At 73.8% G+C, this 19,265-nt stretch carries 16 protein-coding genes and 1 pseudogene; 11 read left to right on the top strand and 6 right to left on the bottom strand.

Translation table 11 applies throughout. The features are described from left to right. Positions 1 to 8 precede the first annotated feature (8 nt). On the bottom strand, positions 9 to 938 hold the full coding sequence (locus J5Y05_RS20090; protein WP_210874405.1) for an SDR family oxidoreductase: 930 nt from the start codon (positions 936 to 938) through the stop codon (positions 9 to 11). 92 nt (positions 939 to 1,030) lie between these two features. On the opposite strand from J5Y05_RS20090, the gene J5Y05_RS20085 reads away from it, so the two are divergent. Beyond that, entirely contained in the window at positions 1,031 to 1,429 is a 399-nt protein-coding gene (locus J5Y05_RS20085) for a winged helix-turn-helix transcriptional regulator (protein ID WP_210874404.1), read from the top strand. A gap of 13 nt (positions 1,430 to 1,442) precedes the next feature. On the opposite strand, the gene J5Y05_RS20080 is transcribed toward J5Y05_RS20085, so the two are convergent. From J5Y05_RS20080 to J5Y05_RS20060, 5 genes are all read right to left on the bottom strand, one after another. Next, complete coding sequence (locus tag J5Y05_RS20080) at positions 1,443 to 2,522, bottom strand: 2-oxoacid:ferredoxin oxidoreductase subunit beta (protein WP_210874403.1); 1,080 nt, start codon at positions 2,520 to 2,522, stop codon at positions 1,443 to 1,445. Then, positions 2,515 to 4,443: a 2-oxoacid:acceptor oxidoreductase subunit alpha gene (locus J5Y05_RS20075; protein WP_210874402.1), complete on the bottom strand. Its 1,929-nt coding sequence runs from the start codon at positions 4,441 to 4,443 to the stop codon at positions 2,515 to 2,517. Before J5Y05_RS20075 ends, J5Y05_RS20080 begins: the two co-directional genes overlap by 8 nt. 256 nt (positions 4,444 to 4,699) lie before the next feature. Then, on the bottom strand, positions 4,700 to 5,359 hold the full coding sequence (locus J5Y05_RS20070; RefSeq protein ID WP_504740156.1) for a response regulator: 660 nt from the start codon (positions 5,357 to 5,359) through the stop codon (positions 4,700 to 4,702). A 289-nt stretch (positions 5,360 to 5,648) separates the two neighbouring features. Then, entirely contained in the window at positions 5,649 to 7,016 is a 1,368-nt protein-coding gene (locus J5Y05_RS20065; protein ID WP_210874401.1) for a sensor histidine kinase, read from the bottom strand. 289 nt (positions 7,017 to 7,305) lie between these two features. After that, positions 7,306 to 8,553, bottom strand: a complete 1,248-nt coding sequence (locus tag J5Y05_RS20060) for a sensor histidine kinase (protein ID WP_210874400.1) — start codon at positions 8,551 to 8,553, stop codon at positions 7,306 to 7,308. Between the two features lie 219 nt (positions 8,554 to 8,772). Between J5Y05_RS20060 and J5Y05_RS20055 the strand changes: the two genes are divergently transcribed. From J5Y05_RS20055 to J5Y05_RS20010, 10 genes and pseudogenes are all read left to right on the top strand, one after another. Further along, entirely contained in the window at positions 8,773 to 9,198 is a 426-nt protein-coding gene (locus J5Y05_RS20055) for an NADH-quinone oxidoreductase subunit A (protein ID WP_210874399.1), read from the top strand. Beyond that, complete coding sequence (locus tag J5Y05_RS20050) at positions 9,189 to 9,914, top strand: NADH-quinone oxidoreductase subunit B (protein WP_372450505.1); 726 nt, start codon at positions 9,189 to 9,191, stop codon at positions 9,912 to 9,914. Before J5Y05_RS20055 ends, J5Y05_RS20050 begins: the two co-directional genes overlap by 10 nt. Beyond that, a complete protein-coding gene (locus J5Y05_RS20045; protein ID WP_210874398.1) occupies positions 9,911 to 11,065 on the top strand; it encodes an NADH-quinone oxidoreductase subunit C in 1,155 nt (384 codons plus the stop codon). Before J5Y05_RS20050 ends, J5Y05_RS20045 begins: the two co-directional genes overlap by 4 nt. Then, the gene (locus J5Y05_RS20040; protein WP_210874397.1) at positions 11,062 to 12,030 is read left to right on the top strand and encodes a complex I subunit 1/NuoH family protein; all 969 of its coding nucleotides are present in this window, start codon (positions 11,062 to 11,064) and stop codon (positions 12,028 to 12,030) included. Before J5Y05_RS20045 ends, J5Y05_RS20040 begins: the two co-directional genes overlap by 4 nt. Continuing rightward, positions 12,030 to 12,584, top strand: coding sequence for a NuoI/complex I 23 kDa subunit family protein (locus tag J5Y05_RS20035; protein ID WP_210874396.1), 555 nt, complete (start codon positions 12,030 to 12,032; stop codon positions 12,582 to 12,584). The genes J5Y05_RS20040 and J5Y05_RS20035 overlap by 1 nt, the downstream gene beginning before the upstream one ends. Beyond that, positions 12,581 to 13,153 (top strand): annotated as a pseudogene (locus tag J5Y05_RS20030) (NADH-quinone oxidoreductase subunit J family protein); the annotation flags it as partial. The gene J5Y05_RS20035 and the pseudogene J5Y05_RS20030, both read left to right, overlap by 4 nt. Before the next feature lie 476 nt (positions 13,154 to 13,629). After that, positions 13,630 to 14,016, top strand: a complete 387-nt coding sequence (nuoK, locus tag J5Y05_RS20025) for an NADH-quinone oxidoreductase subunit NuoK (protein ID WP_210874395.1) — start codon at positions 13,630 to 13,632, stop codon at positions 14,014 to 14,016. Beyond that, a complete protein-coding gene (locus tag J5Y05_RS20020; RefSeq protein ID WP_210874394.1) occupies positions 14,013 to 16,007 on the top strand; it encodes an NADH-quinone oxidoreductase subunit 5 family protein in 1,995 nt (664 codons plus the stop codon). The genes nuoK and J5Y05_RS20020 overlap by 4 nt, the downstream gene beginning before the upstream one ends. Before the next feature lie 6 nt (positions 16,008 to 16,013). Further along, entirely contained in the window at positions 16,014 to 17,588 is a 1,575-nt protein-coding gene (locus J5Y05_RS20015; protein ID WP_210874393.1) for a complex I subunit 4 family protein, read from the top strand. Next, positions 17,585 to 19,096, top strand: coding sequence for an NADH-quinone oxidoreductase subunit N (locus tag J5Y05_RS20010; RefSeq protein WP_210874392.1), 1,512 nt, complete (start codon positions 17,585 to 17,587; stop codon positions 19,094 to 19,096). The genes J5Y05_RS20015 and J5Y05_RS20010 overlap by 4 nt, the downstream gene beginning before the upstream one ends. The last annotated feature ends 169 nt before the right edge of the window (positions 19,097 to 19,265 follow it).

The following is a 19,265-nucleotide window of genomic DNA, read 5'->3' as shown; positions in this document are numbered from 1 at the left end:
GGGGGCGCTCAGTCGGCGAGGGCCTCCCGGACCGCCTCCGCGAGCGGGGTGGTGGGGCGGCCGGCCAGCCGGGAGAGGTCGCCGGTGGTGACGACCAGTTCGCCCTTCTCGATGGAGGCGTCCACGCCCGCGAGGACGGCGGCCAGCGGCGCGGGCAGCCCGGCCCCGGCCAGGATGCCGGTGTACGCCTCGACGGAGACCGGGGTGGCGACGATCTCGCGGCCGGTCTGCCGGCTCAGCTCGGCGGCGTACTCGGCGAAGTCCCAGGCGGTGTCGCCGCCCAGTTCGTAGGCGCGGTTCTCGTGGCCCTCGCCGGTCAGCACGGCGACGGCCGCCGCCGCGTAGTCGGCGCGGGAGGCGGAGGAGATCCGGCCCTCGCCGGCCGCGTGCACCACCGCGCCGTGCTCCAGGACCGGGGCGAGGCGCTCGGTGTAGTTCTCGTGGTACCAGCCGTTGCGCAGCAGGACGTACGGGACGCCGGAGGCGGTCAGCGCCTCCTCGGTGGCGCGGTGGTCGTCGGCGAGCGCGGCGGTGAGGGAGGCGGGCGCGCTGGTGTAGGCGAGCAGGGCGACCCCGGCGGCGCGGGCGGCGTCGATCACCGTGGCGTGCTGCCGGGGGCGGTCCCCGCCGACCTCGTTGCCGGAGATGAGCAGCACCCGGTCGCCGGGCGCGAACAGGCCCTCGAAGGTCTCCGGGGCGTCGTAGTCGGCGACCGCGAGGCGCACCCCCCGGGCGGCGAGGTCCGCGCCCTTGCCGGCGTCGCGGACGACGGCGGTGACCCGGTCGGCGGGCACCTTCTCCAGCAACTGGTCCACGACGTGGCGGCCGAGGTGTCCGGTGGCTCCGGTGACGACGATGCTCGTGGGGCTCGTGGGGCTCGTGGGGCTCGTGGGGCTCGTGGGGTTCGAGAGGTTCGTAGGGCTGCTCGGGGTGCTCATGGTGAGGGGACTCCTAGGGAGGATGCGGTGTCTCCGACCCTAGGAGGGGCGCTTTCCAAAAGTAAGTACCCACTTTTGAGTAAGGTACCCACATGGCCGTAAGTGACCCGCGCGCCGGCGAGGCGCTCTGCCCGTACCGGCTCGTCCTGGAGCACGTCACCAGCCGCTGGGGCGTGCTGGTGCTGATCGAGCTGCTGGAGCGGGGGCTGCGCTTCGGCGAGCTGCGCCGGGCGGTCGGCCGGACCGGCCGCGAGGTGAGCGAGAAGATGCTCACCCAGACCCTCCAGACCCTGGAGCGCGACGGACTGGTCCACCGCGAGGCCCACCCGGTCATCCCGCCCCGCGTCGACTACTCCCTCACCCCCCTCGGCCGCGAGGCCGCCCACCAGGTGCGGGCGCTCGCCCGGTGGACCGAGCGGCGGATGGCCGACGTGGACCGGGCCCGCCGGGCCTACGACGAGGCCCGGGACGCGACGCCCCGGGCCTCGTGAACCGCCGCCGCGCTCAGCCGACGACCGTCCAGGTGTCGTTGCCGGAGAGCAGCGCCGACAGGTCGCCCTTGCCGTGCCGCTCCACGGCCGCGTCGACCTGGTCGGCCATGAGCGTGTCGTAGACCGGCCGTTCGACGGAGCGGAACACCCCGATCGGCGTGTGGTGCAGGGTGTCCGGGTCGGCGAGCCGGGAGAGGGCGAACGCCGTGGTGGGCGTGGCGGCGCCCGCGTCGTGGACCAGGACCTCCGCCTCGTTCTGAGGGGTCACCGCGACCACCCGCAGGTCGCCGGTGTCGCGGTCGCGGACGACGCCCTTGGCACCGTCGGCGCCGAAGCGGATCGGCTGCCCGTGCTCCAGCCGGATCACCGCCTCCTCGGCCTGCTCCCGGTCCTTGAGCACCTCGAAGGCGCCGTCGTTGAAGATGTTGCAGTTCTGGTAGATCTCCACCAGGGCCGTGCCGGGGTGCTCGGCGGCCTGGCGCAGCACCTCGGTGAGGTGCTTGCGGTCGGAGTCGACGGTGCGCGCGACGAAAGACGCCTCCGCGCCCAGCGCCAGCGACACCGGGTTGAAGGGCGCGTCCAGGGAGCCCATCGGCGTCGACTTGGTGATCTTCCCGGTCTCCGAGGTGGGGGAGTACTGGCCCTTGGTCAGGCCGTAGATCCGGTTGTTGAACAGCAGGATCTTGAGGTTCACATTGCGGCGCAGGGCGTGGATGAGGTGGTTGCCGCCGATGGAGAGCGCGTCGCCGTCCCCGGTGACCACCCACACCGACAGGTCCCGGCGCGAGGTGGCGAGCCCGGTGGCGATGGCCGGGGCCCGGCCGTGGATGGAGTGCATCCCGTAGGTGTTCATGTAGTACGGGAAGCGGGAGGAGCAGCCGATGCCGGAGACGAAGACGATGTTCTCCCGGGCCAGGCCGAGGCTGGGCAGGAAGCCCTGGACGGCGGCGAGGACCGCGTAGTCCCCGCAGCCGGGGCACCAGCGCACCTCCTGGTCCGACTTGAACTCCTTCATGGACTGCCGTCCCTCGGCCTTCGGGACGAGGGAGAGCGCCTCGGCGGCGACCGGGGCGGTGGTGGTCGTCTCAGCCATCGATGGCCTCCTTCAGGACCGCGGCGAGCTGCTCCGCCTTGAACGGCATCCCGTTGACCTGGTGGTACGAGCGGGCGTCGACCAGGTACCTCGCCCGGACCAGCAGGGCGAGCTGGCCGAGGTTCATCTCCGGGACCACCACCCTGTCGTACCGGCGCAGGACCTCGCCGAGGTTGCGCGGGAAGGGGTTGAGGTGGCGCAGGTGGGCCTGGGCGATGGGCTCGCCGGCGGCGCGCAGCCTGCGCACGGCGGCGGTGACGGGGCCGTAGGTCGAGCCCCAGCCCAGCACGAGGGTGCGGGCGCCGTCCGGGTCGTCGACCTCGACGTCGGGGACGTCGACGCCGTCGACCTTGGCCTGCCGGGTGCGGACCATGAAGTCGTGGTTGGCCGGGTCGTAGGAGATGTTCCCCGTGCCGTCCTGCTTCTCGATGCCGCCGATGCGGTGCTCCAGGCCCGGCGTGCCGGGCACCGCCCAGGGGCGGGCCAGCGTCTCGGGGTCGCGCTTGTACGGCCAGAAGACCTCGGTGCCGTCCTCCAGGGTGTGGTTCGGCGTCCGCGCGAACCGCACCGAGAGGTCCGGCAGCTCGTCCGGCTCGGGCACGCGCCAGGGCTCGGAGCCGTTGGCCAGGTAGCCGTCGGAGAGCAGGAAGACCGGGGTCCGGTACGTCAGGGCGATCCGGGCCGCCTCCAGCGCCGCGTCGAAGCAGTCGGCCGGGGTGCGCGGGGCGACGACCGGGACCGGCGCCTCGCCGTTGCGCCCGTACATCGCCTGGAGCAGGTCGGCCTGCTCGGTCTTGGTGGGCAGGCCGGTGGAGGGGCCGCCGCGCTGGATGTCCACGACCAGCAGCGGCAGCTCCAGCGAGACGGCGAGCCCGATCGTCTCGCTCTTGAGCGCGACCCCCGGCCCGGACGTCGTCGTCACCGCCAGCGAACCGCCGAACGCCGCCCCGAGCGCCGCGCCGATGCCCGCGATCTCGTCCTCGGCCTGGAAGGTGCGCACGCCGAAGTTCTTGTGCCGGGACAGCTCGTGCAGGATGTCCGAGGCCGGGGTGATCGGGTACGAGCCGAGGAAGAGCGGCAGATCGGCCTGGCGGGACGCGGCGATCAGGCCGTAGGCCAGCGCCAGGTTGCCCGAGATGTTGCGGTAGACGCCGGGCGGGAAGGCCGTCGAGGCCGGCGCCACCTCGTAGGAGACGGCGAAGTCCTCCGTGGTCTCCCCGAAGTTCCAGCCGGCCCGGTAGGCGGCGATGTTGGCCTCGGCGATGTCCGGCTTCTTGGCGAACTTCGTCTTCAGGAACCGCTCGGTGCCCTCGGTCGGCCGGTGGTACATCCAGCTCAGCAGGCCCAGCGCGAACATGTTCTTGCTGCGCTCGGCCTCCTTGCGGCTGAGGTCGAACTCCTTGAGCGCCTCCAGCGTCAGGGTGGTCAGCGGCACCGGGTGCAGCCGGTACGCCTCCAGCGAGCCGTCCTCCAGCGGGGAGGCCGCGTAACCCACCTTCTGCAATGCGCGCTTGGTGAACTCGTCCGTGTTGACGATGATCTCCGCGCCGCTCGGCATGTCGCCGATGTTCGCCTTGAGCGCGGCCGGGTTCATGGCGACCAGCACGTTCGGCGCGTCGCCCGGGGTGAGGATGTCGTGGTCGGCGAAGTGGAGCTGGAAGGACGAGACCCCCGGCAGGGTGCCGGCGGGGGCCCGGATCTCGGCCGGGAAGTTCGGCAGCGTCGACAGGTCGTTCCCGAAGGACGCCGTGTCCGAGGTGAAGCGGTCGCCGGTGAGCTGCATACCGTCGCCCGAGTCGCCCGCGAACCTGATGATCACCCGGTCCAGCCGGCGGACGTCCTTCGTCCCCACCGGTTTGCGCTGCTCTCCCACGACGGTTCCGTCGGCCTGCTCCGCTGGGCTGCTGACCTGGCTGGTCACTGAAGTGGACCTCCCTAGAGGCGGCTGTCCCAGGACCGGCCTCCACGACCGGCCCGGATCAACCCTACGTCCGAGAGGCCCGGCTTCCGGTGGACATTCGCAGGAATGGACGCGGCGCGCGGGCCCCCGGTCACGCCGCCCGGCCACCCGGCCCGGGTGCGGGCCGCGGCGCCTCACACGCAGGGACGCCGCCCGGGGCCCCGCCGCCGCGCGCGGCCCGGCGGACCGGGGCGGCGGCGGGGTCCCGGACGGCGCTTCAGGACCTGAGGTAGGTGAGGACGGCCAGCACCCGCCGGTGGTCGCCGTCGCTCGGGGACAGGCCCAGCTTCAGGAAGATGTTGCTGACGTGCTTCTCCACCGCGCCGTCGCTCACCACGAGCTGCCGGGCGACCGCCGAGTTGGTCCGGCCCTCCGCCATCAGCCCCAGCACCTCCCGCTCCCGGGGGGTCAGCCCGGCAAGCACGTCCTGCTTGCGGCTGCGGCCCAGGAGCTGCGCCACCACCTCCGGGTCGAGCGCCGTGCCGCCCCGCGCCACGCGCACCACCGCGTCCACGAACTCGCGCACCTCGGCCACCCGGTCCTTGAGCAGGTAGCCGACCCCTCGGCTGGAGCCGGCGAGCAGTTCGGTGGCGTAGCGCTCCTCGACGTACTGGGACAGCACCAGCACGCCCAGCTCCGGGTGGGCCTTGCGGAGCTGCACCGAGGCCCGTACGCCCTCGTCGGTGTGGGTCGGCGGCATCCGTACGTCCGCCACCACCACGTCCGGCAGCATGCCGTCGGCGTCCAGCTCCGTGATGGTCTTGATCAGCGCCTCGCCGTCCCCGACCCCGGCCACGACCTCGTGGCCCCGGTCGGTCAGCAACCGGGTCAGCCCCTCTCTGAGCAGCACCGAGTCCTCGGCGATGACCACTCGCACCCTGTCCTCCACGATCACGTCCCCCACAGCCCGGCTCCGTCCGCCCGGCGGCCGACGCGGCCCGCGCCGCGTCCACCCACCGCCGGGGGCGACGGGTCCAGCATTCCAGCATCGCGGGCCGGACGGTGCGAGGACAACGGGCGGGGGGTGCGGAGCGGGACGCCGGTCCGGCTTCGGGCGTTCGGTGGCCGGTTTCGGCTGGTACGGAGCCGGGGGCGCCGGTTGGCTCGTACGGAGCCGGGGTCCCCGGGGGAGGGGGACCCCGCCGGCCGGGGCGGTCTCCTCGGCGTCAGCGTGGCAGCGGCTCGGTCCGCCAGGGCAGCTCGGCCGTCACCCGGGTCGGCCCGCCGGGCGGCGAGTCCACCACGAGGACGCCGTCCACCGCGCCGAGCCGCTCCGCCAGCCCCGCGAGACCGGACCCCGGACTGACGCGGGCACCTCCCACGCCGTTGTCCACGACCTGGAGCAGGAGCCGGTCCTCCGCACGCCACACGTCGACGGCGGCCGACGCGGCACGCGCGTGCTTGCTGACGTTCTGGAGGAGTTCGGAGACGGTGAAGTAGGCGATGCCCTCGATGGCGGCGGCGGGGCGTTCGGTGAGGTCGACGGTGACGGTGACGGGGACGGTGCAGCGGGAGGCGACGGAGGAGAGGGCCGCGTCGAGTCCGCGGTCGGTGAGGACGGCGGGGTGGATGCCCCGGGCCAGATCGCGCAGCTCCTGGAGCGCGGTCTTCACCTCGCCGTGGGCGTCGTCGACCATGCGGGCGGCGGCGTGCGGGTCCTCCCGGAGCTTCTCCTTGGCCAGGCCGAGGTCCATCGCCAGGCCGACCAGGCGGGCCTGGGCTCCGTCGTGCAGGTCGCGTTCGATGCGGCGCAGGTCGGCGGCGGCGGTGTCCACCACCACGCCCCGGTCCGACTCCAGCTCCACCACGCGCGTGGCCAGCGGCGACGGGCCGAGCAGCCCGTACACCAGCAGCCCGTCCACCGCCGTCAGCGCCCGGACGATCCAGGGGGTCGCCAGCGTGACCAGCAGACCGGCCAGCGCGGTGACGGTGACCTCGAACGGGTTGTCCAGGTACACCTGGTGCGTCCCGTCGCCGTAGAGCTGGATGCCGTCCTGGCCGGCGTAGGCGGGGAAGACCCAGAACCACAGCGGGTAGGTGAGCATCGTCCAGCCGACCGACCAGAAGGTCACCGCGACGCAGAACGAGAACACCGCCCACGGGAACTGCACCACCGCGTACAGCAGGCTCCGCCAGGACGCGCCGCTCTTGAGGACCGCCCCCATCCAGGCCATCGCGCCCGGCTTGCGCACCCGCAGCGGCTCCGGCTCGTCCACCCGCAGACCCAGCAGCGCGCGCGCCCGCGCCCGCTCCAGCGCCCCGAGCCCCCGGCAGCCGGCCAGCCCCGCCGCCAGCACCGGCACGCCCAGGAACGTCACCAGCAGACCCGCCCCGAGGGACACCATCGTGACGGCGTACGTGAAGAAGAGGACGCCGAGCGGCAGGCTCAGCAGCACGTACCCGTACTCCCGCCAGCTCCGCCCCTCGAACGGCGCCCGCAACCAGGCGGGCAGCAGGTGCCGGCGCGCACCGGGGTCCCCGGCGTGGCCGGACCCGCTCCCGAGCCCGTAACCCTGTCCGTACTCCGTGGCCATCGGCGCCGTCCCTCTTCCCTGTCCTCGGTCCTCGTGGTCCTCGCGGCGGTGCTGCCGTGCCTTCACCCTCCTCTTCCGGCGGCCGTCGGGCCATGGAGCCCGTCGGCGTCTCGGGAGGGGGGTTTTCCCCACCTTGGGGGCGGGGGAGCGGGGGAGCGGGGGTGGCGGGGGTGGCGGGGCACGTGTGCGGGAGGCCCCGGTCCCGGGCGGGCGGGACGGGGGCGGGCCGCCGGTCGGCCGACGCAGGGTCACGTGGTGCGGGTGTCCGGCGAGGGCCGGCGGCCGGTCGTCAGTGGCCGGCGGGGGCCGCGTCGGACTCCACGCGGTCGCGCCACGGCAGCTCGGCCGTCACCACCGTCGGACCGCCCTCCGGCGAGCTGACGACGAACAGCCCGTCGACCGCGCCCAGCCGGTCCGCGAGCCCGCGCATCCCGGTACCGCCCTCCAGCCGCGCGCCCCCGCGCCCGTCGTCGCCCACCTGCAACAGCAGCCGTTCCTCCGTACGCCACACCTCCACCGAGGCCGTCCTCGCCCCGCTGTGCTTGCTGACGTTCTGGAGGAGTTCGGAGACGGTGAAGTAGGCGATGCCCTCGATGGCGGCGGCGGGGCGTTCGGCGAGGTCGACGGTGACGGAGACGGGGACGGTGCAGCGGGAGGCGACGGAGGAGAGGGCCGCGTCGAGCCCGCGGTCGGTGAGGACGGCGGGATGGATGCCCCGGGCCAGGTCCCGCAGCTCCTGGAGTGCGAGCTTCACCTCGCCGTGCGCCTCGTCCACCATCCGGGCCGCGGCGTCCGGGTCCTCCAGCAGCTTCTCCTTGGCCAGACCCAGCCCCATCGCCAGGTTGACCAGGCGGGCCTGGGCTCCGTCGTGCAGGTCGCGTTCGATACGGCGCAGGTCGGCGGCGGCGGTGTCCACCACCACGCCCCGGTCCGACTCCAGCTCGGCGATCCGCCGCTCCAGCTCGTCCGAGGGCGACAACAGCGCCCGCACCATCGCCCGGTCCACGTTGGCCAGACCCCGCGCCAGGAACGGCAGCACCGGCCAGAGCACGAACAGCGAGACGAGCGTCACCGTGAAGGTGAGGATGCCCCACGGCAGCCGCATCAGGTCGTACAGCACCGTGCGCCAGCCCACCGGGTCCTTCAGCCCCAGCCAGAGCCGGGGCAGGAAACCGCCCGCGCGCCGCAGCGGTACCGCGCTCGGCTCCTCCACCCGCACCCCGAGCAGCGACCGGGCCCGCGCCCGCTCCAGCTTGCCCAGTTGCCGGGACCCCAGCAGCCCCGCCGCCAGCAGCGGCAGACCGATCACCGTGAACGTCAGACCGAAACCGACCAGCACCATCGTGATGGTGTAGACGAAACCGATCAGCGCCATCGGGAGGTTCGCCAGCAGGTGGGCGATCTCCCTCCAGGTGTGCGCGTCGTAGGCGAGCCGGGCCGGCGGCAGCGCGCCGCCGTCAGTGTTACCGGCGGACCCGGCGGACCCGGCGGACCCGGCGGACCCGGCGAAGGGGGAGGTCGAGTGGCGTTCGGTCATACGTGCCAGCGTGCCGTGCCGCGCGCCACCGCGCCATGAGGTGGGCCGCCGGGCCGCCCTGAGGAAAACCCCACCCCGGCCCCGAAGGGTCCCGACGGGCTGCTTACCGTCTCTTTAACAGGCCCTAGACTCCCGTGTCGGACAGATCGTCGACACGGCGGCGTTCGCGCCCGCGCCACACGGCCGGGCGACACGCCTCCGGGACAGGGAGGGACGGACGTGCCGCAACCGACCGCCGGCGACGGGCCCGCCGGCGCCGCGACCACCGTGCTCGCGGCGGGGTACTTCCCGTCCTACTCGGTCGTCGGAGTGCTCGCCGTCCTCGGCGTGCTCTTCGTCGCCGTCGCCTTCGGGGCCGGCCGCCTGCTGCGGCCCGTGGTCCCCACCCCGGAGAAGCTCCTCACCTACGAGTGCGGCGTCGACCCGGTCGGCGAGGGCTGGGCCCACACCCAGGTCCGGTACTACGTCTACGCCTTCCTCTACGTCGTCTTCGCCGTCGACTCGATCTTCCTCTTCCCCTGGGCCACGGTCTTCGCCGACCCCGGGTACGGGGCGACGATGCTCGTGGAGATGTTCGTCTTCCTCGGCTTCCTGACCGTGGGCCTGCTGTACGCATACAAGAAGGGCGTCCTGTCGTGGGCGTGAACCCCGGGGCCGCGCGGCCCGATCCCGCCGGTCCGGTGCCGCTGCCGGAGCCCCAGCGGCTCGGCGTGCTCTCCCGCCTGGCCCCCGAACCGATGAAGGTCGTCCTCAACTGGGGCCGCCGCTACTCGCTCTGGGTCTTCAACTTCGGCCTCGCCTGCTGCGCCATCGAGTTCATCGCCGCGTCGATGGCCCGGCACGACTTCATCCGCCTCGGCGTCATCCCCTTCGCGCCGGGCCCCCGGCAGGCCGACCTGATGGTGGTCTCCGGCACGGTCACCGACAAGATGGCCCCGGCGATCAAACGCCTCTACGAGCAGATGCCCGAGCCGAAGTACGTCATCTCCTTCGGCGCCTGCTCCAACTGCGGCGGCCCGTACTGGGACTCCTACTCCGTCACCAAGGGCGTCGACCAGATCCTCCCCGTCGACGTCTACGTCCCCGGCTGCCCGCCCCGGCCCGAGGCGCTGCTCCAGGGCATCCTGAAACTCCAGGAGAAGATCGCGCGGGAGTCGCTCGGCGAGCGGTACGGCACCTCCGCGTCCCGCCCGTCGGCGGCGGCCCTCCAGAGCGGGCTGGTCGCGCCGCCGGGGGCGGGGGGCGGGGGGAGTCTTGGTGCGGGTTCCGGTGGTTTGGGTTCTGGTGGTGGGGATTCCGGTGGTGCGGGTCCTGGTGGTGCGGATACCGGCTCGGATTCCGGCTCGGGGGAGGCGCGATGAGCGCGGCCGGCTGGCTGCCCGAGGCCGTCACCACGCTCTTCGGACCGGAGGCCGTGGCCGAGGAGTCGTACGACGTCCTGTGCGTGGACGTCCCGGCGGCGGAGTGGATCAGCGCCCTGGAGACCGCCCGCGACCGGCTGGGCTGCACCTACTTCGACTGGCTGAGCGCGGTCGACGAACCGGGCACCGGGATGCGCGTCGCCGCGCACCTCGCCGCCCTCGCCCCGGTGCGCAAACTGCTGCTGCGCACCACGGTCCCGCACGAGGCCCCCGTCCTGCCCACCGCCGTCGGCGTGTACGCGGGCGCAGGCTGGCACGAACGCGAGACCCACGAGATGTTCGGCGTCGTCTTCGAGGGCCACCCCGGGCTGGACCACCTGCTGCTCCCCGAGGGCTTCGAGGGCCACCCGCTGCGCAAGGACTTCGTCCTCGCCGCCCGGGTCGCCAAGGCGTGGCCCGGCGCGAAGGAACCCGGCGAGTCCGAGCACGGCGGCCCCCGGCGCCGCCAGATGCTCCCCCCGGGCGTCCCCGACCCCAACGAATGGGGCCCTCTCAAGGGCCAGCTCCCCCCGGCCACGGCCCGCGGCGCCGGCCGTACGGCGGGGGAGCGCCCCGCCCGCCGCACCCGCTCGGCCGCGGAAGGCTCCACCGGCCAGACGCCCCCGGCGGCGACCGCCCCCCGGCGCACCCGCAGCGCCTCGGAGGGCTCGGCGAGCCAGACACCCCGGCGTTCCCGCAGCGCGAGCGAGGGCTCGGCGAGCCAGCGCGCGGCGAAGACGGAGGAGACCGGCAAGGAGACGCCGACCGGCACCGGCTCGGACACGGGGGCCGGCACTGACACCGGCACCGGCTCGGGAGCCCCCGCCCCCCGTACCGCCCCCGTCGTACCCCGCAGCGCGGACGCCCCCTGGCACCACGCCCGCCCCGCCTTCGACGAACCGGAGGCCGGACCCGACGCCGGACCGCTGACCGGGCCCGAGACCGGACCGGAGGCCGGGCCCGAGACCGCACCCGAGGCGCCGCCCGAGCGCACGGACCCCCCGGCCGAGCAGCCCGCCCCGGCCCACGAGCCCGCCCCGGCCGACGAGCCCGGCACCACCACTCCGACCCCCGACGAGAACCGGCCGAACCCCCCTGGAGGCCCGCGGTGAACGACGTACTGGACGTCACCCTGCGCCTCCTCGTCGTCCTCGCCGTCTTCCTCACCTTCCCCCTGCTCGTCGGCCAGACCGAGCACAAGGTGATGGCCCACATGCAGGGCCGCGTCGGCCCGATGTACGCGGGCGGCTTCCACGGCTGGGCCCAGCTCGTCGCGGACGGCGTGAAGTTCGCGCAGAAGGAGGACATCGTCCCCGCGGAAGCGGACCGGCGTGTCTTCCAACTCGCCCCCGCCGTCGCGCTGCTGCCCTACCTCCTCGTGCTCCTCGTCATCCCCGTCGGCCCCGGCGAAGGCGCCGTCGGCCAGGTGGTCGACGCCGGCATCTTCTTCGTCCTCGCCGTCATGGGCGTCGGCGTCCTCGGCTCGCTCATGGCCGGCTGGGCCTCCGCCAACAAGTTCTCCCTCCTGGGCGCCCTGCGCACCGCGGCCCAGCTCCTCGCCTACGAACTCCCGATGCTGCTCGCCGCCGCCTCCGTGGCCATGGCGGCCGGCACCGTCTCACTCCCGGGCATCCTCGACGCCTTCACCTGGTGGTGGCTGCCGTGGCAGCTCGTCGGCGCGATCGTCTTCTTCGTCGCCGGACTGGCCGAACTCCAGCGCCCGCCCTTCGACATGCCGGTCGCCGACTCCGAGATCATCTTCGGCGCGTACACCGAGTACACCGGCCTGCGCTTCGCCCTCTTCCTGCTCGCCGAGTACGCCGGGATCGTCGTCCTGTGCGGCCTGACCACCGTCCTCTTCCTGGGCGGCTGGCACGGCCCCTGGGGCGCGGACGGCCTCGGCTGGGTGTGGACCCTGCTGAAGGCGGCCCTCCTCGCCTTCGTCGTGATCTGGCTGCGCGTCACCTACCCGCGGCTGCGCGAGGACCAGCTCCAGAAACTCTCCTGGACCCTCCTCGTCCCCCTCGCCCTCGCCCAGATCGCCCTCACCGGCGTCGTCAAGGTGGTGTTCCTCTGATGGCCCCGATCCCCGGCTCCGGCCTGGCCAAGGGCCTCGCCGTCACCCTGCGCACGATGACCCGCAGGACGGTCACCGAGCAGTACCCGGACGTCCAGCCCGACCTGCCCCCGCGCACCCGCGGCGTGATCGGCCTGTTCGAGGAGAACTGCACGGTCTGCATGCTCTGCGCCCGCGAGTGCCCCGACTGGTGCATCTACATCGACTCCCACAAGGAGACCGTCCCCGCGGCCACGCCCGGCGGACGCGAGCGCAGCCGCAACGTCCTCGACCGCTTCGCCATCGACTTCTCCCTCTGCATGTACTGCGGTATCTGCATCGAGGTCTGTCCCTTCGACGCGCTCTTCTGGTCCCCGGAGTTCGAGTACGCCGAGACGGACATCCTCGAACTCACCCACGAGCGGGACCGGCTCCGCGAGTGGATGTGGACGGTCCCGGCGCCACCGGCCCTCGACCCCGGCGCGGAGGAGCCGAAGGAACTGGCCGCCGCTCGCAAGACGGCTGACAAGCTCGCCGCCCAGCAGGACACCGACCGGCAGGAGGGCCGGGAATGACCCCCGCAGCGACCCTCGCGCGCCTCACGGCGGACACCGCGACCACGGCCGCCGAAGCCCCCGGCTTCCTCTCCCCGACCGGCGTCGAGATCACCTTCCTCCTCGTCGGGCTCGTCACCTTCGGCGCCGCCGTCGTCACCGTCACCACCCGGCAGCTCGTCCACGCCGCCCTGTGGCTGGTGGTGGCCCTCGGCGGCCTCGCGGTCGAGTACCTGCTGCTCACCGCCGAGTTCATCGCCTGGGTGCAGGTCCTCATCTACGTCGGTTCCGTAGTCGTCCTCCTCCTGTTCGGCCTGATGCTCACCAAGGCGCCCATCGGACGCTCGCCCGACGCCGACTCCGGCAACCGCCCGGTCGCCCTCGCCGTGGCCCTCGCCGCCGCGGCGGCCCTGGTCTGGGTCGTCGTCGACGCCTTCCGCACGGTCCGGATAGACCTGGACGGGCCCGCCGCCGGCTCCACCCGGGTCACCGGGGCGAGCCTCTTCCAGCACTGGGTGCTCCCCTTCGAGGCGCTCTCCGTCCTCCTCCTCGCCGCCCTCGTCGGCGCCATCGTCCTCTCCCGCCGCACCACCGCGGGACCTGCCCGGACCGGCCCCTCACCGGCCCCGGCCCCCACCCCGTCGGGAACCGGCCCGACCCCGCCGACCGCCACCACCTCCGGAAGCCCACGAGCCAGAACCCCCGGCACCGGTCCGGCCACCGGCCCGAACGACGCCACCGGCCCGGCCACCGGCGCCGCCGCGAGGGCCACTCCGGCCCCGGGCACCACCCTGGCCCCGGGCACCACCCCGGCCCAGGGCTCCGGCCCGGCCCCGACCTCCGGCCCGGCCCCGACCTCCGGCCCGGCCCCGGGCTCCGGCCCGGCCCCGGACAGCGGCCCACCGGCCACCGGCTCGCCCTCCGGGACCCCCCAGGCCCCCGACGGCCCCGCCCCCGCCCCCGACGCCCCTACTCCCGCCCCCGCCCCCGCCCCCGGCCCCGCCCCCGGCGATCCCGCCCCCGGCGCCCCCACCCCCCGTGACCCCGGCAAGGGCGGTGCCCGCTGATGCACCTCGCCTATCCCGCCGTCCTCTCCGCCCTCCTCTTCTGCACCGGCCTCTACGGAGTCCTCGCCCGGCGCAACGCGATCCTCGTCCTCATGTCGGTCGAGCTGATGCTCAACGCCGTCAACCTCAACCTCGTCGCCTTCGACGTCTGGCTCGCCAAGGCGGCCGAGGACACCCTGCACTCCGGACAGGCCCTCGCCCTGTTCACCATCGCCATCGCCGCCGCCGAGATCGGCATCGGCCTGGCCATCGTCCTCGCCGTCCACCGCAACCGCGGCACCGCGGACATCGACCGGCTCCGCGACACCGCCGAGAGCCCGGACGGCACCGACCCCGACGCCCCCACGGCCGGGACGGCCGACGAGAAGGCTGAGGCCACCGCGTGACCACGACCACCCTCGCCGTCCTCGTCCCGCTGCTGCCCTTCCTCGGGGCCGCCGCCGGCCTGCTGCTCGGCCGTACGGCGCCCGGCTTCGTCAGGCCGCTCGCCGTCCTGCCGACCCTCGCCTCCCTGGTCCTCGCCGCCCTGGTCGCCGCCCGCCAGGGCGGAGGCGCCGCCGTCGACGCCGCCACGGAGCTGACCCCCACCGGGTCCGTCCCCATCGCCCTCGCCCTGCACGTCGACGGCTTCGCCGCCCTCGTCGCCGTGCTGGTCGGCTGCGTCGCCACCTGCGTGCAGGTCTACTCGACGGGCTACCTCCGCGACGACCCCCGCTACCCCTCGTACGCGGCCCTCGTCTCCCTCTTCACCTCCGCGATGTTCCTCGTCGTCTACTCCGGCGACCTGATGGTGCTGCTGGTCGGCTGGGAGGTCATGGGCATCTGCTCCTACTTCCTGGTCGGCCACTACTGGGAGACCCCCGAGGCGCGCGCCGCCTCCCTCAAGGCGTTCCTCGTCACCAAGCTCGGCGACGTCCCCTTCCTGATCGGCCTGTTCGCGCTGGCCACCGACGCCGGCTCGTTCCGTGTCACGAAGATCCTCGGCGCCGTCGCGCACGGGTCGATCGACCACCCCACCGTCATCGCGCTGCTGCTCCTGGCCGGTGTGGCGGGCAAGTCCGCGCAGTTCCCGCTGCACACCTGGCTGCCGGACGCGATGGCCGGCCCCACCCCCGTCTCCGCGCTGATCCACGCCGCGACGATGGTCGCCGCCGGCGTCTACTTCGTCGCCCGCCTCCTCCCGCTCTTCGAGGCGTCCCCGGCCGCGATGCTCGTCCTCGCCGTCATGGCAGCCGTCACCATGGTCGGCTCGGCGCTCGCCGCCCTCGCCCAGGACGACATCAAACGCGTCCTCGCCTACTCGACCATCGGCCAGCTCGGCTACATGACAGGCGCCCTCGCCGCCGGCGACCGCGGTGCCGCCGTCTTCCACCTCCTCACCCACGGCGCCTTCAAGGCGCTGCTCTTCCTCGCCGCCGGCGTGATCATCCACGCCGCCGGCACCAACTCCCTGGCCGCCATGTCCCGCATGCGGAACCTGCGCGACCGGGTCCCGGACGCCTACTGGACGACGACCGTGGCACTGCTCGCGCTCGCCGCGATCCCGCCCTTCAGCGGCTTCTTCTCCAAGGAGTCCGTCCTCGTCGCCGCCGAACGCGCCGCCACCGGCCACACCGCGCACGCGTCCGGCGCCGCGGGCTGGACCGTCCTCGTCGCCGGCCTGCTCACCGCCGTGCTCACCGCCGGCTACGCGATGCGCCTGTGGCTGCTGGCCTTCCGGGGACGGGGCACCGAGGCCCCCGACCACGGCCGCCAGCCGGTCGTCATGAACGCCGTCCTGTGGGTCCTCGCCCTCCCCTCCCTCGCCCTCGGCGGGCTCGCCTTCCGCGTACTGCCCGACTGGTTCGACGGCCGGGACCTCACCCCCGCCCTCACCACCTCCGTCCTCGGCACCGGAGTCGCCCTGGTCGGCGGCATCGTCACCTATGCCGCCTGGCGGCACACCACCGCGCTCGCCTCCCGCGTACCGCTGGGCGCCGTCGCCGCCCACCCGGAGGGCGACGCCGCACTGGTGGAGGCCGAGGCCATCGCCAGCCACACCCCCGCCTACGGCGACATCGCCTCCGCCGCCGACCCCTCCGACCCCGGACGGCTGCTGCTCGGCCCGCTGCACCGGCACGCCGCCGCAGGCTTCCACCTGGACGCCGTGTACTCGACGCTGTTCGTCCGCCCGGTGCTGGCCGCGGCGAGCCTCGTCCGCTTCCTCGACCGCGAGGTCGTCGACACCTACGTACGCGGGGCCGGCCTCCTGCCCCGCCTGCTCGGCGCCGCCGTACGCCGGGCCCAGACCGGCAATGTGCAGACCTATGTGAGCGCGCTGCTCGCCGGCACCGTCGTCCTCACGGTCGCCGTCGTCCTCGTCGCCACGGGAGCGTGAGCAGGCGTGATCGATATCAACGAGTCCGTGATGCGGTTCCTCCTCGCGTTCGTGGTCGTCGGACCGCTCCTCGGCGCCGTGGCGGCCCTCCTGCCCGCCCCGCCCGGACTGAAGGGCAGCTCACCCGAGCAGGCCGTCCGGCGCCACGGCGTCACCGTCACCGGCGCCGTCCTGCTCGCCGCCCTCGTCCTCGTCGCCGGCTTCGACCACGACCAGCCCGCGAAGATGCAGGCCACCACGGACATCAGTTGGATTCCCGCACTCGACGTGCGCATCCACCTCGGCGTCGACGGCATCTCGCTCCCCCTCCTCGTACTGAGCGCGCTGCTGACCTTCCTGTGCGCGCTGTACTCCTACTTCGCGCCGCCCGCGGGCCCCTCCCCGAAGGCGTTCGTCGCCCTGCTGCTCGTCCTGGAGTCCGGCACCCTCGCCACCTTCGCCGTCCTCGACCTGATCCTCTTCTTCCTCGCCTTCGAGACGGTCCTGATCCCGATGTACTTCCTCATCGCCCGCTGGGGCGGCGAGAACCGGGTCAGATCCGCCTGGACCTTCATCCTCTACACGCTGCTCGGCTCCGTGGTCATGCTGCTCGGCCTGCTCCTCATCGGAATCAGGGCGGGCACATTCGACATGGTGGCACTCGCCACTGACAACGGCCGGTCGCTGACCACATCCGTGCAGGTCACCGCCGTTCTGGCGATCGGACTGGGGCTCGCCGTGAAGACCCCGATGTGGCCGCTGCACAGTTGGCTGCCCGACGCCCACACCGCCGCGCCGACCGTCGGCTCGGTCCTGCTCGCCGGCGTGCTGCTGAAGATGGGCACGTACGGCTTCGTCCGCATCCTGCTGCCCGCCGCCCCCGACGGCTTCCGCGTCTTCGCGCCCTACCTCGCCGCCCTCGCCGTCGTCGGCATCGTCTACGGCTCCCTCGCCTGCCTCGCCCTCGCCCGGCCGGGCGCCAAGGGCGACCTCAAACGCCTCATCGCCTACTCCTCCGTCGGCCACATGGGCTTCGTCCTGCTCGGCATCGCCTCGATGACGCCCACCGGCGTCAACGGCGCCCTGTTCGCCAACATCGCCCACGGCCTCGTCACCGGCCTGCTCTTCTTCCTGGTCGGCGGCGTCAAGGACCGTACCGGCACCACCGACCTCGACACCCTCGCCGAGGGCACCGGAGCGGCCCTCTACGGCCGGGCGCCCCGCCTCGGCGGACTGCTCGCCTTCGCCGCGGTCGCCTCGCTGGGACTGCCGGGACTCGCCGGGTTCTGGGGCGAGATGCTGGCCCTCTTCGGCGCCTTCGACCCGCACCAGGGCCTCAGCCGCCCCGCGTTCCTCACCTTCACGGCCGTCGGCGCGTTCGGCACCCTGCTGACCGCCGCGTACCTGCTGATCGTGGTCCGCCGCGTCTGCATGGGCGCCGTACCGCGCGAGGCGCCCCGGCTGTCCGACGTCCGCGGCCACGAGTTCGCCGCCTGGGTGCCGCTGGTCGTCCTCACCGTCGTCGCCGGGCTCTGGCCGAGGACCCTCCTCGGGCTGACCGACCCCGCCGTGCAGCAACTCCTCGCAGGAGGCACCCGATGAGCCCGGTGGCCCAGAGCCTCGTCCAGTCCGTCGACTGGCTCGCCATCGCCCCGCCCACCGTCGTGGCCGTCGCCGCGCTCGCCGTGCTGGTCGCCGACCTGTTCCTGCCGGACGCCCGCAAACCGCTGCTCGGCCTCGGCGCCGTCGGCGCGCTCGCCGCCGCCCTGCTCCTGCTGCTCCCGCTGGTGGGCGCCGACCGCTCGACGTTCTGCCTCACCGGCGACACGGCGGTGTGCAGCTACACCGCCGACACGTTCACCCTCGCCATCCAGTTCCTCGTCCTCGGCGGCGCCCTGGTGGCCGCCCTGCTGTCCGTCACCGCGCTGCGGGACTCCGGCCGGCGCCTGCCCGACGGCGAGTTCTGGTTCCTGCTGCTCTCCTCGGCGGCCGGCGCCGCGCTGCTGCCCGCCTCCCGCGACCTCGCCACCCTCGTCGTCGCCCTGGAAGTGGCCTCCCTGCCCGCCTTCGCCCTGGTGGGCCTGCGCCACGGCGACCGGCGCTCCTCCGAGGCCGCCCTGAAGTTCTTCCTCTCCTCGGTCACCGCGACCGCCGTCAGCCTGCTGGGCGTCAGCTTCGTCTACGCCGCCACCGGCACCCTCCACCTGACCCGGGTGGCCGAGCGCGTCCAGCACGTCGACGGCCAGTTCACCACCCTCGTACGGACCGGCGTCGTCCTCCTCCTCGTCGGCTTCGCCTTCAAGACGGCGGCCGTGCCCTTCCACTTCTGGGTCCCCGACACCTACGTCGGCGCCCCGCTGCCGGTCGCCGCGTACCTGTCGGTCGTCGGCAAGGCGGTCGGTTTCAGCGGCCTCATCCTCGTCACGGTCGTCGCCCTCCCCTCGTACGCCGACGTGTGGGGGCCCGCGCTCGCCGTACTGGCCGCGCTCACCATGACCGTCGGCAACCTCGGCGCCCTGCGGCAGAGCGGCACGCGCGCGTACAGCGCGGTACGGCTCCTCGCCTGGTCGTCCGTCGGCCAGGCGGGCTACCTCCTGGTGCCGATCGCCGCCGCCGCGTACGCCGACGACCCCCGGCGGCCGATCGGCTCCACCGTCGCCTACGCCCTCATGTACGCCGCCGTGAACCTCGGCGCCTTCGCGGTGGCCGCCCTCGTCGGCCGTACGAAGACCCTCAACCGGGTCGACGACTACCGCGGCCTGTACGCCGCCAACCCGCTGACCGCGCTGCTCCTCGCCTTCTTCCTGCTCTGCCTCGCCGGACTGCCGCCCGGGATCATCGGCCTCTTCGCCAAGGTCACCGTCTTCGCCGCCGCCGTCGACGCGGGCCTCGGCTGGCTCGCCGTCGTCATGGCCGTCAACGTCGTGATCGCCCTCTTCTACTACCTCCGGTGGACGGCCCTGCTCTTCCGCGCCCCCGAGGGCGAGACCGCCGCCCACCGCCTCCCGGCCCCCCTCACCGCGGCCCTCGCCGCCACCGGCGCCCTCGGCATCGCCCTCTCCGGAGCCCCCCAGCTCGTCCTGCGCTTCGCCGGCACCGCCCTCTTCTGAGCCCGACAGGGGCGCGTGGGCCCACCGCGACGGGCGCGCGGGCCCTCCGCGCGCCCCCTGAGGACAAGGGGCGCCCCCGGGGCGGTCCCCGCCACCCGTACGGACCGCGCACCACCGTACGCATCGGGGAACCGGCGGCATTCGCCTGGCGTTGACCAGTACGGAAGGG

Origin of the sequence: Streptomyces tagetis (genome assembly GCF_018069565.1) — a bacterium.
GTDB lineage: Bacteria > Actinomycetota > Actinomycetes > Streptomycetales > Streptomycetaceae > Streptomyces > Streptomyces tagetis.
The sequence above is the reverse complement of the archived record's forward strand: the minus strand, read 5'-3'. Positions and strand labels throughout refer to the sequence as shown.